General features: G+C 34.7%; 16 protein-coding genes. 1 reads left to right on the top strand and 15 read right to left on the bottom strand.

Features of this window, described 5'->3' with window-relative positions:
• Position 1: 1 nt before the first annotated feature.
• The 4 genes from B0M43_RS20420 to B0M43_RS20405 form a co-directional block, all read right to left on the bottom strand.
• Complete coding sequence (locus B0M43_RS20420; protein ID WP_078007981.1) at positions 2-883, bottom strand: MlaD family protein; 882 nt, start codon at positions 881-883, stop codon at positions 2-4.
• A 25-nt stretch (positions 884-908) separates the two neighbouring features.
• Positions 909-1,694 (bottom strand): ABC transporter ATP-binding protein, encoded by a 786-nt coding sequence (locus tag B0M43_RS20415; RefSeq protein ID WP_078007980.1) that lies wholly within the window; start codon positions 1,692-1,694, stop codon positions 909-911.
• A 1-nt stretch (position 1,695) separates the two neighbouring features.
• Positions 1,696-2,454 carry an ABC transporter permease gene (locus tag B0M43_RS20410; protein WP_065449081.1) on the bottom strand — a complete coding sequence of 253 codons (759 nt, stop codon included), beginning with the start codon at positions 2,452-2,454 and terminating at the stop codon, positions 1,696-1,698.
• 268 nt (positions 2,455-2,722) lie between these two features.
• Complete coding sequence (locus B0M43_RS20405) at positions 2,723-4,999, bottom strand: glycosyltransferase (RefSeq protein ID WP_078007979.1); 2,277 nt, start codon at positions 4,997-4,999, stop codon at positions 2,723-2,725.
• Between the two features lie 347 nt (positions 5,000-5,346).
• Between B0M43_RS20405 and B0M43_RS20400 the strand changes: the two genes are divergently transcribed.
• Positions 5,347-5,508: a DUF1328 family protein gene (locus tag B0M43_RS20400; protein WP_065449079.1), complete on the top strand. Its 162-nt coding sequence runs from the start codon at positions 5,347-5,349 to the stop codon at positions 5,506-5,508.
• Positions 5,509-5,741: 233 nt separating this feature from the next.
• Here B0M43_RS20400 and B0M43_RS20395 read toward each other — a convergent pair whose 3' ends face one another.
• From B0M43_RS20395 to B0M43_RS20345, 11 genes are all read right to left on the bottom strand, one after another.
• A complete protein-coding gene (locus tag B0M43_RS20395; RefSeq protein WP_078007978.1) occupies positions 5,742-6,206 on the bottom strand; it encodes a DUF1440 domain-containing protein in 465 nt (154 codons plus the stop codon).
• A gap of 27 nt (positions 6,207-6,233) precedes the next feature.
• Positions 6,234-6,743 carry a DinB family protein gene (locus B0M43_RS20390; protein WP_078007977.1) on the bottom strand — a complete coding sequence of 170 codons (510 nt, stop codon included), beginning with the start codon at positions 6,741-6,743 and terminating at the stop codon, positions 6,234-6,236.
• An 11-nt stretch (positions 6,744-6,754) separates the two neighbouring features.
• Positions 6,755-7,132 carry a VOC family protein gene (locus B0M43_RS20385; protein WP_078007976.1) on the bottom strand — a complete coding sequence of 126 codons (378 nt, stop codon included), beginning with the start codon at positions 7,130-7,132 and terminating at the stop codon, positions 6,755-6,757.
• Positions 7,133-7,205: 73 nt separating this feature from the next.
• Positions 7,206-7,415 carry a hypothetical protein gene (locus B0M43_RS20380; protein ID WP_065449075.1) on the bottom strand — a complete coding sequence of 70 codons (210 nt, stop codon included), beginning with the start codon at positions 7,413-7,415 and terminating at the stop codon, positions 7,206-7,208.
• A 9-nt stretch (positions 7,416-7,424) separates the two neighbouring features.
• Positions 7,425-7,805 carry a DoxX family protein gene (locus B0M43_RS20375; RefSeq protein WP_065449074.1) on the bottom strand — a complete coding sequence of 127 codons (381 nt, stop codon included), beginning with the start codon at positions 7,803-7,805 and terminating at the stop codon, positions 7,425-7,427.
• A 455-nt stretch (positions 7,806-8,260) separates the two neighbouring features.
• Positions 8,261-8,998: a GNAT family N-acetyltransferase gene (locus B0M43_RS20370; RefSeq protein ID WP_078007975.1), complete on the bottom strand. Its 738-nt coding sequence runs from the start codon at positions 8,996-8,998 to the stop codon at positions 8,261-8,263.
• A 63-nt stretch (positions 8,999-9,061) separates the two neighbouring features.
• Positions 9,062-9,667 (bottom strand): Crp/Fnr family transcriptional regulator, encoded by a 606-nt coding sequence (locus B0M43_RS20365; protein ID WP_078007974.1) that lies wholly within the window; start codon positions 9,665-9,667, stop codon positions 9,062-9,064.
• Positions 9,668-9,956: 289 nt separating this feature from the next.
• Entirely contained in the window at positions 9,957-11,375 is a 1,419-nt protein-coding gene (locus B0M43_RS20360; protein ID WP_065449071.1) for a TolC family protein, read from the bottom strand.
• 130 nt (positions 11,376-11,505) lie between these two features.
• A complete protein-coding gene (locus B0M43_RS20355; protein ID WP_078007973.1) occupies positions 11,506-14,667 on the bottom strand; it encodes an efflux RND transporter permease subunit in 3,162 nt (1,053 codons plus the stop codon).
• A gap of 11 nt (positions 14,668-14,678) precedes the next feature.
• A complete protein-coding gene (locus tag B0M43_RS20350) occupies positions 14,679-15,902 on the bottom strand; it encodes an efflux RND transporter periplasmic adaptor subunit (protein ID WP_078007972.1) in 1,224 nt (407 codons plus the stop codon).
• Positions 15,903-16,146: 244 nt separating this feature from the next.
• A complete protein-coding gene (locus B0M43_RS20345; protein WP_065449068.1) occupies positions 16,147-16,740 on the bottom strand; it encodes a TetR/AcrR family transcriptional regulator in 594 nt (197 codons plus the stop codon).
• Positions 16,741-16,774: the final 34 nt, after the last annotated feature.

The following is a 16,774-nucleotide window of genomic DNA, read 5'->3' as shown; positions in this document are numbered from 1 at the left end:
TTTATTTTCCTTTTTCAGCTTTTTTTGCCTCTTCAGCTTTTTGTTTTTCCAGTTTTTCTTTTTCTTCTTTGGCTTTCTCTGCTGCTTTTTCCTTTTCTTTTTCGGCTTTTTCAGCTTTCTCTTTGTCTTCCTTCGCCTTTTCTTCTTTAGCTTTTTCTGCTTTTTTCAGCTGCTCTTCTTGTTGCTCTTTTATTTCCTCTTTTTTCTTTTCTTTTTCTTTCTCTTTTTTCTTGAAATATCCTTTAAGAAGAAAATTACTTTTTGCGGCTTCCATATTTTCGCTAAAACCTTTGGTACCGGATTCTAAGTTCGAAAGTGTATTCGAAACACTGTTCGCCATTTTATCATCACGAACTAATCGCGCCAAAGCACCATTTCCGGTATTCATACTATGACTAAAAATGGCTAATTCATCTGTTATTACAGCTGCATTATCAACACTTTTTTTAACGCTTTTCATTAAATCCTGCATCTCAATTCCGTTAACAGAAGCAATTGCTCCGCCGTTTTCGATTATTTTGGTAGATTTAACACCTGGAGAAATAGTCAGAACTTTGTCTCCCATTAATCCGTCAGAACCAATACTGGCACGGGCATCTGTTTTAATAAATTCACGAACTTCATCCTTAATCACCATTCTTACTACAACCGAAGAATCGTTTATTAATTGAATTTCTTCTACCGTTCCGATATTAATTCCTGAAAAACGAACATTATTACCCACTTCCAAACCGCTTACGGTTTTAAACTGTGATGTGATGTTGAATGTCGAACCAAAAAGATTTTTTTGTTTCCCTATAAAGTAAATCGCCATTATAAAAAGCAATAAACCTATTGTTACAAACATTCCTAATTTCCAAGTATATCCAGATTGCTTATCCATGATTTCTAATTATTTATTTTTAGTATTATTGAAAAAAAGAACGAACCCATTCGTCTTCGTCTTTTTCTAGTTCTTCGTATGTTCCTTCGGCATGTATAACTCCATCTTTCAAAACCATAATTCTGTCGGCTGTGAGTTTTGCACAAGCCATATCATGCGTAATAATGATAGATGTGGTTTTGCGTTTGTGTTTGATGTCCAGAATCAATTCGCTTATTTCACGAGATGTTATCGTATCTAATCCTGTTGTGGGCTCATCGTATAATATGATTTCCGGTTTAAGGATTAGAGTTCTGGCAAGGCCAATTCTCTTTTGCATTCCTCCGGATAATTCAGATGGCATTTTGTCGATAGCATCGCTTAAACCTACATTGTCCAGCGCTTCCATTACTTCACTTTCGACTTCCTCAGAAGTTAGTTCTCTTTTATGCTTTTTTAATGTAAAAGCCAGATTTTCCCGAACCGACATCGAATCGTATAAAGCGCCGCTTTGGAACAAAAATCCAATTCGGACTCTAATTTCATTCAGTTCCGGTTTTGTCAGGTTCAGTACATTTTCGTCAAAAACTTTTATTTCGCCTTTATCAGGTTCAATTAATCCAACAATACATTTTATCGTTACCGATTTTCCTGATCCTGAACGTCCTAAGATTACCAAATCCTCGCCTTTGTTTACAGTAAGATTTACACCTTGCAGGACTTTGTTGTCTTTACCAAAAGTTTTGTGCAAGTCTTTAATGACAATGATAGGATCTTGCTTTTTGGTTTTAGAGACTTTATCTTTTTCTATATTTTCTTTTTCCTTAATCATCTTAAAAAAATAAATCGGTTATTTGTACAGCAACCATATCAATAATAAAAATGGTTAACGAAGCGGTGACTACTGCAGAGTTTGCTGCTTTTCCTACACTTTCGGTTCCGTTTGAAGCATTAAAACCTTTATAACATCCAATCATTCCGATAAAAAATCCAAAGAAGAATGTTTTGACCGTTGCCGGGATTATATCTAAAAATTCAAGTGATTGCAGAATTTGGGTCAGATAGCGATAAAAGTTGACATCACCATGAATATTAATACCTACATATCCGCCTATAATACCTATCGCATCAGCAAAGAAAACTAATATAGGCACCATTAAAGTACAGGCCAAAATTCTTGTTACTACCAAATAGTTATAAGGATTGATGGCTGAAACTTCCATAGCATCAATTTGTTCTGTTACTTTCATAGAACCTAATTCCGCACCAATTCCTGATGAAATTTTACCTGCGCAAATTAAGGCTGTAATTACAGGAGCAATCTCCCTTATTAAAGAAAGAGCTACCATACCCGGCAACCAGGATTCGGCTCCAAATTTTACTAAGGTTGGCCTGGATTGCAGTGTAAGCACCAAACCCATAATAAATCCGGTTATAGCCACCAGTGGTAATGATTTATAGCCAATAACATAACATTGTTTCAAAAACTCCTTTGTTTCATAAGGCGGAACAAAAACCTCCTTAAAAAACTGCTTTGCAAACACTGTTGCATTTCCTATTTCTGTAAATGTATTTTTTAGAGTAAGTATCAAAATACTATGTTTTTAAGTTAATGCTAATGCATGAAAATCAACTGTTTATGGGGTAGTGTACCCCTTGATTATGATAACTTAAAATTACTTTAGAAGTACAGAAAAAATCTTACACAACTTTTTTAGAAGTTTATATAATTAACATAATGCAACACAATAATTAATATAAAGTTGCGTTGCGGTAAAAATGTTAAAAAACAAAAAATCCCTTTATAAAAAGGGATTTTGGGTTCAATAGTATATTTAGTTAGAATATATTGTAATTCAATTATGAATTGATCGCAATTCCGGCTTTAGCTTTCATTAGCGGAATCACTTTTATTTCAGATTGTTTAAGGTTTTCCATTAATAATCTGGCAGTTAAAAAGCAAACCGTTGATTCAGCTCCCTGATTTAAGTTGACATTTTCTTTTTCGAGTCCGTCGTAACCACCGCCGCTTATTGGATTGTACATAATTTCTCCCAAATGATTTTTTCCTAAAAACCAGTTAAAAGCCAGTTTCATTTTTTGCTTGTACTCAGGAGTACCAAAAGCACTGTAAAATGAATTTAAGGTATGAATCGTGTAAGCAACATCTATAGGCTGTTCTCCGTACTCGTGTACTTGTTCTTGCGAATCTCTGTGCAGCCATCCATTATTAGAAATAACTTTGAAGTTTTTATCCTTAAACATTTTCGACATTAAAAAGTCAAGAGAATCTAAAGCCACTTTTTTATAAATAGGTTTATTGGTGGTTAAAAAAGCAAAAAGCATAGACTCCGGTAAAATTCCATTTCCGTAAGTCATGTAATTTTCAAACCATTTCCAATCGTGTGAGGCGTGGATTTCATAATTAGAAAGCAATTTAGCATTCAGTTTATTGATAATTGCCGCTACATATAAGTTAGGAACAGCAGTATGGTATAAGTATAATCCTTTTGTTGCAAAACCAATAGAACGAGGCGATTGAATACTTTCGGCCCATTTTAATGAGTTTAATAAACATTGCGAAGCTTTTTTAATAATAGTTTCAGGTAAGATTTCTTTGTTGGCCACTACAGTTCCTAGAGCCCAAATTGCTCTTGCATTAGAATCTTCCAGGTTTACTTCGGCATTTTGTTCGATATGCTCGCGATTTTCCTGATCGACATAATTGATAAAGTTTCCTTTTGGCTGCTGGCAGCGAATAATAAAGTCTAAATAAATTAAGATATAGGCTAAATCTTCCTTGTCCTGAGTAAGTTTGTAGTGCATGCAAATGGCAATTAATGCACGTGCATTATCATCTAATGTATATCCTGACTCTAAATCCGGGATCGAAATTTTGCTAAACTGGATAATACCCAAGTCAGTAGTCATTTTTTTGATGTGTCCTAACTGAATTGATGGATAGCTAAATTTTATTTCTGCCGGATTGTCAATTAATTGTTTGTAAGTGTTCATATGAGTAATGGCCACATTTTCCCACGATGATGCTCTGGTTTTTCTAAATGCATTAATTCCCATTTCTTCTCTTAAATCATCATTAGAAAGTAATTTAATCGCTGCATCAGCAAATTGATCTACTTCTCCAATATCTACCAATATTCCGGAATCAGGAGTTAAAACTTCTAAAGTATGCGGAATTTTTGATGCTACAATAGGACAAGCGCAACTCATTGCATATGCAAAAGTGCCGCTCACTGCCTGATTTGGATCCTTTGAAGTGAACATGTAAATATCTGCAGCTTTTAAATAATCTAAAAGTTCATTAGTATCTAAATATTCATTTACAAAACGTACGTGATTCTGTAAATTTAAATCGGCAACAATGCCTTCAAGTTTATCACGGTACGCATCAACACCATCAATTATTAAATTTGGGTGTGTTTTGCCAATGATTAGATACAATGCATTTGGTGTGTTTTCAATAATTTTAGGAAGGGCTTTTAAGCCTGTTTCAATATTTTTTCCTTCTCCTAAAAGACCAAACGTAGCCAGTACTTTTCGGTCCTGAATATTGAATTTTTCTTTGGCTTGTTGTGGCGCTTCGTAAATTACAATATGAGTTCCGTGTGGCACACAAGTAATAATGTCTTCGGCGATGTCATAGTCTCTCATCAAAATTTCTTTTGACTTATTGGTCATCACAAAAACCGAATTGCTGTAAGAAAGCAACAGTTTTACAAATGTTTTTAATTCTTTATTAGGATTTTGGATCACACTGTGAAATGTGTAAGTTAAAGGTTTTTTTACCTCATTCAAAAAATCTAATAAATAGTCTCCGTAATTTCCATCAAACAAACCAAATTCATGCTGAATATGAACCAATTTTACCGCCTTATCCTTATTGATTTCATGAGCAACTTTAGTATATTCCTCTTTGTTTTTTGTATTTAATGTATAAGCCTGAGTAGGGTTCTCTTTTGGTTCTTTTACTAATTCGCAAACTTCGCAAGTAATTGATTTACCAAAAACGTCCGTAATTCCTTTTATAGTGTCTTGTGTATAAGTAGCGATTCCGCATTGTGTTGGTGGAAATGTAGATAGAAAAACTATTTTAGATTTATTTGATATCGTTTTCATTGGGATTCTGTTTTAGTTCAGTTAATAAGTCATTTTGGTACATATAAGAATATGAATTTGGCCGTTGCTGAGCTACTTTCATATCTTTTAAAATATTTATCTAAAATTACTTTAAGCCCCAAGGCCCGATTAATCCAATCGAGCAAAAAATTAACTCAAAAGCATTTATGTGGGAATTTTGTAACAGAATTGGAGAATTATAAAAGTAAGTCAAAAATCTGATTTATAGTTGATTGCGATACAAAATTAACGTTTAGAGTTAAAGCATTTTGTACGAATTATTGATCTTTGAATAAACAAACATTTTATATATTAAAATGTCATTTATTAATTAAATAACTAAGATTATGTTACGTTGGACAGTTACATTTATTATTCTGGCTATTATAGCAGGAATTTTTGGTTTTGGCGGAATTGCCGCCGGAGCAGCTAGCATTGCAAAAGTTTTATTCTTTATATTTTTGGTATTATTCGTAATTTCATTAATTACAGGAAGACGAAACGTTTAGTAATAAGGAAGTATACAGTCCCGGTTTTCGGTTTACAGGTTTAATGTAAACTGGAAACCGGGATTTTTTTTGTTTAAACTGCGAGTAAGACTGCTACTAAGGATACAGTCCCGGTTTTCAGTTCTTACTGCAGCTGAAAATGAGATTTTTTTAAATATTAAATTTACTCCGCATACTGCAACTGCGACTGAAAACTGCGACTGAGACTGCGACTGCGACTGAAAACCGAGACTTTAACGAAAAGAATAATACTTTCTTGTAATCGAGGCGATCGGAAGTCCAATGCATACTATCAAAATTAATATCGATAAGAGCAACGGAAAATCGAAGTGCTTTTCAGGTAACAGAGGAAATACGATTGGAAGCACAATAAGATTCATTATGATCCAGACCAATATGCCGTACAAAATTCCCGAAAGGATCACGTTTTTTTTAAGAAATGGCAAATACGAATATATTATAAAATAAAACCAGGCAAAAATAAAAGCAATCAGATAATGAAATCCAAGTCCGTACCAGGCCATTTGCGTTCCTCCGGTATAAGCTTCTTTCTTAAACACGCCACTTGCAATAGACTGAAGAATTTTGATGGCAGTTGTTTTTTCCAGTACTACAGCATAAATTATAACTGCTGCAAGAATATCTAATGTTCCTGCGATTAATCCGGATAAAAAAATAGTTCCTGATTTTGATTTCATATCAATAAAAATATTGCGTTTTTATAATTATAATGTCGTTATATAATTTGAAATTTTTTGCAGTTGATGAATGTGCCTTTGAGAATGTACAAGTGCAAAATTAATCCATTCATAGATCGTGAAATTTTCAAACCCCGGAATCTGAAAATCCAGACAAGTTAATGTTAAGTCATAATTTTCGGAAGCGTTTAATAAATCAGATTCTATTTTAAGCAAAGATAAAGTCAACGAGTTTTTATTGTAGTTTTTTAATTCAGGTTGTAAAAAATCCGGTGAATCCATTTTGATACTGAAATTCAAAAAAATAGCTTCGAGTTCTTTTACATGTTCGTCGTATTTACGAATAGTAGCTTTTGTTTTTCCTGCAAATAATTCAGGATAACCGGAATTGCCCAGGACGATATGCTGCACTACCTGACCAGGTGTCCAGCTACCTTTATACGGAACGGTATTAATTTCTTCTTCGGAAAAGGAGGAAAGCGTTTCGTTAAATTTTTTAAAGGTGTCAACAATATTTTTTTGAAGTGCTGTTTTCATCGCGTTGTTATTTACTGTTTAACAGAGGTAATCCACCAGATATTACCAAAAGGATCCGTGACCCCGCAAGTTCTGCCATAATCCTGATCGCTTAGCCCCATTAGACTTGTCGCGCCATTATCCAGCGCTTTTTGATACGTTTCGTCAGCATCAGGAACATAAACAAATAAATTTGCGTTTTGTTGCGACCAGTCTTTAGTTTCATCGGTCACCATGATGGTACTTCCGCTGAGTATAATTTCAGCATGCATAACAGTCCCGTCATCTCGTAAAACTTGCTGATTAGAATCTTTTGCATCAAAAACTTTTTTGCAGAAATCAATAAATTGAGATGCGCCTTTTAAAATTAAATAAGGCATTATAGTCTGATGTCCTGATGGTAAATTCATGTTTTTTGATTTTATAATTAATACTATAAATTTAAATTTAGTTATTTAAAAATCAGATTATTGTGTTTGTTTCTTAGGTAAGAACTTCACAATAGAAACCGTTCGCTTTAAGAATTGCAATAATTTTTCTGCTTGAAATTGATAAACTATGAATTCTTAAAATTTTATCACAATCTTCCAAATCAAAATTGATAGCGCTGTTTGGAAAGTGTTTCAAAAGTTTTTCGACAATCATTTCTGATTGTTCCACTTTCTGAACATTTGTTTTAAAAACTTCGATCATTATTTCTGATTATAAAGCGATATTTTTATATCGTTCGATTTTGTGGTAATAATGATATGAAATTGCAAGGATTACCAAAAAGATCAACGGAAAAAAGGATTGAAAACCAACTCCGTCAACTGCAAAATGACTTATAGAGGCAAATATAAAATCGAAACCAAATCCGGCATAAGCCCACTCTTTTACATTTTTGGGCACTTGCGGAATCACCAATGCCAAAACACCTAATATTTTAAAGATAACTAAAGCAACCCCGAAATATTCCGGATATCCCAAATGTTTGAGTCCTTCTTTTGCCATCTCAGACTGAGAAGTTAGTGCCGGCATAACGCCTTCGAATAAGAAAATAATAATCGTAGTAATCCAAAAAATAATTTTAGCTTTTTTCATAGGTTTGTTTTTAAATGGTTATTAGTTAATGTATTACAAACTTACAAATGTTATTTTTTGTGCGAATAGTTATTTACGACTATTTTAAGGTCATTTAGGACAAGTTGAGGAATTTTAGATTTTAGATTTTAGATTTTTTTTGAGAATGTAGAGAATAGAATGTAGAGAATAGAATGTAGAGAATAGAATAAAGAGAATAGAATAAAGAGAATAGAATGTAGAGAATAGAATATAGATTTTTTAAACAGAGTTTTTCATACAGTTTGTCCTCCTGAGGAACGAAGGATCACACTAGTAGCTCGACAAAGAGGCTCCGCAAAGAGACTCGACAAAGATTACGGAATTACTTTACGAAGTTTCGAGTGTGATCCTTCGTTCCCGATGACAAGATTGAAAATAAAAAATCCGTGTCAATCCGTGCTTTTGCGAAGCAAATCCGTATCATCCGTGTGCCATTACAACGCCTTCAAAATATAATTTTTAATGACAAACAAATCCTCAAAACCTAATCTGGTATAAATGTCTTTTCCCATTGCAGAAGCTTGTAATAAAGCATATTCAGCTTTTAAATCTATCGATAGATTAAGTGCAAATTTCATGATTTCTTCGGCAAATCCTTTTCTTCGCATCTCCGGGATCACACCAACGCCATGAATTCCTATAGTGTTTCCGGTTTGAAAAAGCATAAAAGTGCCGATGGGTTGATCTTCATTAGATACCAAATAAAAATGAACATTTGTATAATGCTGAATCAGGATTTCTTTGCTGATTACATAACCAAAAGCATTAGGATATAAGTCTGACCAGATTTTGGCGTCTTGTTCATTATCAATTTTTTTGAAGCTAAGGTCATGTTCAAGTTTGAATTTTTTATTTAATTTTAATGCCATTGCGACTTGTTCGGTTTTTAACGAAAAACCGTATGCTTCAAGTATTTCAAAAGACTTTGTTCCGAAGATATCCCAATACGGTAGAACCAAACCCAAATTGGATTTCATAGTTTTGATCATATCCGGTAAGTCTTTTTTAGCAATGTCTTTACGCAACCACAATTTATTGGGCCAACCCGAATTTTCGATTTTGCAGTATTCGAAAGTATCATTTTTATGATAGGAGAGGAAAGGAGTTCCAACGGTTTTCCAGAAATCAGTAAGGTTATTAATATTGTCCTGGATGAGGTTTGTATTTTTCATTTTATTGCAATTGAGACACAAAGATAACTTTAGGTTTTATAAGAAACCTTTACATATGTTGATTTACAAATCTTTCTCCAGTGTTTTCCTGATTCGGCTTAGTTGTGTGGGTGTGATTCCTAAATGTGATGCGATATGAAGCAATGCAATTCGCTCTTCAAGATCAGGATGTTTGGCTAAGAGATCCAGATATCGTTCGGTGGCATTTTCCATGACTATCGAGATTTCCCTTTGTTCTTTTTCGATTACCCAATTTCTTTCGAGATAAGCAATATAGAAGTTTTTTAAATCATCATTTTGAAAAATAAGTTCCCTGTATTTTTTATAATTAATGTTGATTAAAACAGCATCTTCCAGCGCTTCAATAGAAAAATCAGAAGGAGTTTGCTGTATTAATGAAGCTGTAGATCCTGCAAGATCTCCTTCGAGAAAGATGTTTTTATTATAAATATTTCCTTCTTTATCGGTTATAAAAGCGCGTAAAGCACCTTTAGCAACAAAATGAATTTCTTTTGCAATTTGACCATTTCTTAAAAGTAATTCTCCTTTTTCAATTGAATTTATCTCAATGTTATTTTCGATTAATTGCCAGGATTTCTGAGAAATAGTAGAGTAGCTATTGAATTTTGCTTTTAGATCGTTAATGTATTTTGCTTGATTGATTGACATTTTGTTGAATTTTTTTTGCCACTAAGGCGCAAAGGCACAAAGTTTTTTTTGCCGCGAATTACACAAATTTACGCAAATTTTTATTGTGGTAAATTTTGAGAATTCTGCTAAAAAATAATTCGTGTATTCATGGCGATTAAATTCAAAGATAATTTTGCAGCCACGAATTCACGAATTATTTTTAAAACTTTGTGTCTTAGCGACTTTGCAGCAAATTAAAAAACGCTGTAAAACCTAAGTCTCACAGCGTTTTCATCTCAAAAAATAAATAATTAACGGGTAATGGGTATTATCTCCAGCCGCCTCCTAATGCACGATATAACTCGGTGTTGGCAGAAAGCTGTTGTCTTTTTATATCAGCTAATTCTAACTCACTTTGTAGTAAATTTGATTGCGCCGAAAGCACTTCAAGATATTCAGCCATACCATTTTTGAATAACAAATTGGCATTTTTAATGGCTTGTTGTAATGTTTTTACTCTTTCTTTTAGGAAAGATTCTTGCTGTTGCAATTTCTCTACTTTTACCAAAGCATCAGATACTTCGCTAACTGCAACCAAAACAGATTGTCTAAAGCTTAAAACTGCTTTTTCTCTTTCGGCAACGGCAATATTATATTGCGTTCTTACTTTTTTATTGTTTAACAAAGGTTGTGTTAATCCTCCGGCAACGGTTCCGAACAATGAAGCCGGAATGTTGAACCAATTGCTGGTTTCGAATGAATTTACGCCACCCTGAGCAGTAATTTTAAGTGAAGGATACAAGTCGGCTTTTGTGATTCCTACATTTGCATTGGCAACTTTAAGCGCTAATTCGGCACTTTTTACATCCGGTCTTCGGCTTACTAGTGAAGACGGAATTCCGATTGCGTTATTGTTTTTCACTTCAAGAACACTTAAGCGAGTTGTTCTGGTTTTAGAATTCGGGAATGATCCTGTTAGAACGCTTAACGCATTTTCCTGAATGGCAATGTTTTGTTCTAATTGCGGAATCAATTGTGCCGAAACCAATTTTTGTGCTTCAGATTGTTGAATCGCTAATGTAGTAACCTGTCCGGCATCGTATTTTAATTTAATGATATTGGTTGTGCTATCATTCAATTTATAATTCTGTTTGGCGATTTCTAACTGCGCATCTAACATCAAAAGGTTGTAATATCCTTTAGAAACATTGGCTACGATAGTCGTTTGCAATGCTTTTTTTACTTCTTCTGACTGAAGATAACCTGCAAACGCCCCTTTTTTCTGATTACGGATTTTACCCCAAATATCAGCTTCCCAGGAAAGTGTTGCTCCGGCCGAATAATCATCAATATGGTTTTGGCCCAAAGCCTGACCTAAATTCTTTCCGGTAAAACTATTATCAGATGGATTGCTTGTACTTGCACTTACATTAAGATTTACCTGAGGAACATTTCCCCATTTAGATTGTGTGAATCGGTATTGTGCAATTTCGATATTTTTAGTAGCAATCTGTAAGTCATTATTTCTGGCTACAGCGCTATCGATGAGCTCAATAATATCTTTTTCTGTAAAGAAATTTTTCCACTCCACGTCAGCAATACTTGTAGTATCTTTTGAAACCGATGCATTCCTGAAATTTTCAGGAAATGCATCTTTTGGAGTTTCAATATCCTTCGAAACTTTACAGGATATTATAGTCGTGATCAAAATGGCGATCATCACGATTTTGGTTATATAATTTTTCATTTTATATGTTGTCATTAAATTTCTGTACAAGTATCTTTTCTACTATCAAGATCTCTTGAGATTTTATAGGATATGTATCCAATGCCAATGATAATGGCTACGAGGATTGTCGTTATATAGTTTTCCATTTTTATTTTTCTTCGTTATGAATTACGGCTACTGGTTTTCCAGAAACCTTTTCTTGTAAATATTGGAAGATGATGAATAAAACCGGGATGATAAACAACCCTAATATTACTCCTGATATCATACCTCCGGCGGCACCAATACTAATTGAGTGGTTACCTTGTGCTGATGGTCCTGTGGCGCTCATCATCGGGATTAATCCCACAATAAAGGCTAGTGACGTCATGATAATTGGACGTAAACGTAGTTTGGCTGCATCGATTGCTGCTTTTACCAATGCCTGACCTGATTTTCGTTTCTGGACGGCGAATTCGATAATCAAAATCGCATTTTTGGCGAGCAGACCAATAAGCATTACCAGTGCAACTTGTACGTAAATGTTATTTTCAATTCCTGTTAATCCAATAGCTACGAATACTCCAAATATACCTGCAGGGATAGATAAAATTACGGCCAATGGCAAGATGTAACTTTCGTACTGTGCAGCAAGTAAGAAATAGATGAATATCAAACACAGTAAGAAAATTGTTGCCGACTGACCTCCGGACGAAATCTCTTCACGAGTTTGTCCTGAAAATTCAAAACCATAACCCGCAGGTAATTGTTGTGCTGCAACTTCTTGTATTGCTTTAATGGCATCTCCGGAACTAAATCCTGGTTTTGGGATCGCATTTATCGAAATCGAATTAAACAAGTTGTATCTCGAAGCGGTTTCTGAACCATAAATACGAGTTAGTTTTACTAAGGTATTTATGGGTACCATTTCGCCAGTTTTGTTTTTAACGAAAACTCGGTCAATTGATGACGGATCAGCTCTGTCAGCAATATCAGCCTGAACTACAACTCGGTAATATTTACCAAATCGGTTAAAGTCAGAAGCTTGTGCGCTACCAAAATAGGTTTGCATGGTTTGCAAAATGTCTTTTACATTCACACCCAATTGGTTTGCTTTTTCGTCGTTGATATCCAATTGCAATTGAGGATAATCGGCTTTAAAAGAGGTAAAGGCTACGGCAATTTCCGGGCGTTTCATCAATTCTCCGATGAAGTTTTGAGAAATTCCGCTAAACTTATCCAGTTTTCCTCCGGTTTTATCCTGAAGTACCAAATCTAAAGCTTCAACATTACTAAATCCGGGAACGGTTGGGAAACTGAACACGAAGAAACTTCCTCCGGAAATAGCACCTAATTTACCACGAACCTGATTCATGATTTCGTCGATATTCTTGATTTCTCCACGATCTTCGTTTGGTTTAAGCAATACGAAAACAACTGCTGAAGACGGACTTGTAGAATTAGTCAATAAGTTGAAACCTGAAATAGCGGTAACGTCTCTTGAGGCATCCAGTTTGCTCAGAATATTTTCTGCTTCGGTCATTACTTTTTGAGTTCCGTCAAGAGATGTTCCTGAAGGTGTGTTTACTGCAATCGCAATAAATCCTTGATCTTCTGTTGGGATAAATCCTGCAGGAGTTGTTTTTACCATAATTACAGTAGCTACAGTAATTAATGCCAAACCTCCTAAACTTAACCATTTTCTGCGGATTAAAAATTTCAAACCTCCAACATAACGGTTGGTTAGGGAATCAAAACTTTTGTTGAATCCGTTAAAGAATTTTTGTTTAAATCCTTGTTTCTCATAAGGACCATCTCCATGAGCCGAATGATTGTCTTTTAAGAATAATGCAGCAAGTGCAGGACTTAAAGTTAAAGCGTTTACCGCCGAGATTACAATTGCAATTGCCATCGTAAAGGCAAACTGACGATAGAAAACCCCTGTTGAGCCTTCCATAAAACCAACCGGCAGGAATACAGCAGCCATTACCAGCGTAATCGAGATAATAGCACCCGTTATTTCGTGCATTGCTTCATGAGTTGCTACTTTTGGAGACAAATGTTTGTGCTCCATTTTAGCATGCACGGCTTCGACGACGACAATCGCATCATCTACCACAATACCAATCGCCAGAATTAAAGCGAAAAGTGTTAGAAGATTGATCGAGAATCCGAATAACTGCATGAAGAAGAACGTTCCTAAAATTGCTACAGGTACAGCAATAGCCGGGATTAATGTTGATCTAAAGTCCTGAAGGAATATAAATACTACGATAAATACCAATATAAACGCTTCAAGTAAAGTATGCTGAACTTGCTCAATAGACTGATCTAAGGCAACTTTTGTACTATAGAAAATGTTATGTTTTATTCCTGTTGGGAAATCTTTTGAGGCTTTCACCATCAATTTGTTGATAGCAACCTGAATATCATTCGAGTTAGAACCTGCCAATTGGATAATACCAATTACAACTCCTTTTTTACCATTTAAACGGGTTAAACTGTTATAAGAATAAGCACCAAGTTCGACTCTTGCTACATCTTTAAGACGAAGTATTGAACCATCTGCATTAGAACGTATAGCAATATTTTCATACTCTTCGGGTTTGGTTAATTTTCCTTTGTATTTAATTACATATTCAAAAACTTCTTTACTTCTTTCTCCAAATTTACCCGGAGCAGCTTCCAAACTTTTATCCTGAATTGCGCTCATGATTTCGTTTGGTGTCACTTTGTAAGTTGACATTTGTGTTGGGTTTAACCAAACACGCATCGAGTAATCTTTTACACCTCCAAAAATACTGGCAGAACCAACTCCCGGAATACGTTTGATCTCCGGAATAATATTAATCTGTGCATAATTGGCAACAAAAGTCTGATCGTATTTTGACTCATCTTCGGTAAACATACCAATGGCCATGATAAAACTGTTTTGTTGTTTGGCAGTAGTTACACCTTGCTGAACAACCTCTGCAGGCAATTGACTCGTTGCCTGAGCAACTCTGTTTTGCACGTTTACTGCAGCCTGATCTGCATTTGTTCCTAATTTAAAGAAAACTGTAATAGCAAGAGATCCATCATTACTGGCTGTAGAACTCATGTAAGTCATGTTCTCAACACCATTTATAGATTCTTCCAGAGATGGTGCCACAGAACGTAAAACCGTTTCTGCATTCGCTCCCGGATAAACTGCAGTTACCAAAACCGATGGCGGCGCAATATCAGGAAACTGTTGTAAGGGCAACTTCGTAAGACCAAGTATACCTAATATCACCAATAAGATGGAAATAACGGTTGCCAGTACAGGTCTTTGTATAAATATTTTGAACATTTTCGTAAAAATTATTTTTTATTAATTATTTGGGCAACTTTTGCAGGCGATGATTTCTCAGGCTGAATTACTTGTCCGTCCTGTAGTTTATCGATACCGCTTAATACAATTTGGTCACCGGATTTTACACCATCTTTAATTAAGTAATTTGTTCCGCTTTTACCAGAAACCGTGATAGGCATTTTGGTCACTTTATTTTCTTTATTTACTGTAAAAACAAAAACTTTATCCTGCATTTCTACAGTAGCCGATTGCGGTACCAAAACAGCATCATCATGTTGAAGACCTAAACGAATTTTTCCTGTATTTCCTGAACGTAAAGTTCCGCCAGCATTAGGGAAAGTCGCTCTTAAAGTAATTGCTCCGGTAGTTTTATCAAACTGACCGTCTACCATATCAATTTTTCCGGTTTGAGGATAAGCGTTGTTATCTGCTAAAACCAAAGTAACAGGAGGTAATTTTTTTAGTTTATCACCTAAACTATTTCCAGCGTATTGCGCTTTAAAGTTGATGAAATCAGTTTCACCTAAAGAGAAATAAGCAAACACTTCGTGAACATCAGACAAGTTTGTTAATGGCTCAACATCTGATGCAGAAACTAAACTTCCTTGTTTTTTAGGTAATCTCCCAATATAACCACTTACTGGGGCTGTAACATTGGTATATCCTAAGTTAATTTTGGCAGAACCTACCATTGCTCTTGCTTGTTCGATATTAGCAGCAGCAATTTTTTGAGAAGCTTTAGCCGTTTTTAACTGATAATCAGAAACTACTTTGTTTTGTACGAGAGGAGTTAATTTATCAACTTCTAACTGAGCGTTGATTAAAGCAGCTTCGTAAGCGTGAAGACTTGCCAAAGCATTGTTTAGTTGCTCACGGAACGGACGTTCGTTTATTTTAAATAAAGTCTGACCTTTAGTTACATAAGCACCTTCGTCTACATACACTCTTTCAAGGTTTCCGCTTACTTGTGGGCGAATTTCAACGTCAACTGTTCCTTGTATCGAAGCAGGATATTCAGCATCTGTAGTAGTGTTTTCGCTTGTAATGGCTAAAACTGGTAATAATGGTGGAGCAGGAGCTGCAGGAGCTTGCGATTTATCTGCACAACTGCTTAGCACTAGCGCCAGAATAAAACTGGTTATAATTACATTTTTCATTTTCGTATTGGTTTTAATTTGTTGGACATTCTGTTTTTGTAAAATTGTTGGTACTGTGGCATTCCCGGGATTCATATTTAATTATATTAAATTATCTAACATCGTTAAGTAAATAAGTGCAAAAATTCAAATAGAGTGCTTTCCGATTCTACTTCGTAATCGGTATTAAATTATTTATCACTGTTAAGTAAAATTAAAAAAAAAGCCTCTATATTACGCTAATTAAATTTTCTAACACTGTTAAGTAAAGTAGTAAAAAAATAGTTGCTAAATTACCTATTAAATCATTTATCACTGTTAAGTTAAAATGAAATTTTTTTTATTGAATTGATTTTATAATTCCACCAATCGCATCCTTTAGGATTTGATTGTTGATAGTTTCCATAACTTCGCTTTTATTGATAATATTAATCGCGATTAAACCGTGAATAACAGAGAAGAAAGTAAAATATTTTTGTTTGATTACTTCATCAGTAGGGTTGCTGTTTTTCATAATTTCAGCAATTACCGAAGTAAATAATTTATAGGGTCTTTCCTGAGCCGAACATTGTTGCTGACAACAATTCATTTGCACTCCAAACATCACCTGATACATTTCAGTATCTGTAAAAGCGAAGTCCCAATACGCCATCCACATGGCTTCTAGTTGTTCTTCCGGTTTTTCAAATTTATCCTTGGCTTCCTGAAGTTCTTTCGTTAACTTAATAAACCCTTTCCCGGTTAATTCGTTAAGGATAGCTTCTTTATTCGAGAAATACTCATAAATAATTGGAGCCGTATATTCAATCTTGTCAGCAATTTTTCGCATACTCAGACCTTGCCATCCTTCTTCTTTGACGATAGCATAAGCAGCCTCAAGAATGTTACTTCTTGTCTCTTCTTTTTGTCTTAAAATTCGATCTTTACTTGCCATTTTAATTAAGTATTAAATTGTTTAACACCGTTAG

This window comes from Flavobacterium sp. KBS0721, assembly GCF_002007065.3.
In the GTDB taxonomy this organism is placed as follows: Bacteria; Bacteroidota; Bacteroidia; order Flavobacteriales; family Flavobacteriaceae; genus Flavobacterium; species Flavobacterium piscis.
The sequence above is the reverse complement of the archived record's forward strand: the minus strand, read 5'-3'. Positions and strand labels throughout refer to the sequence as shown.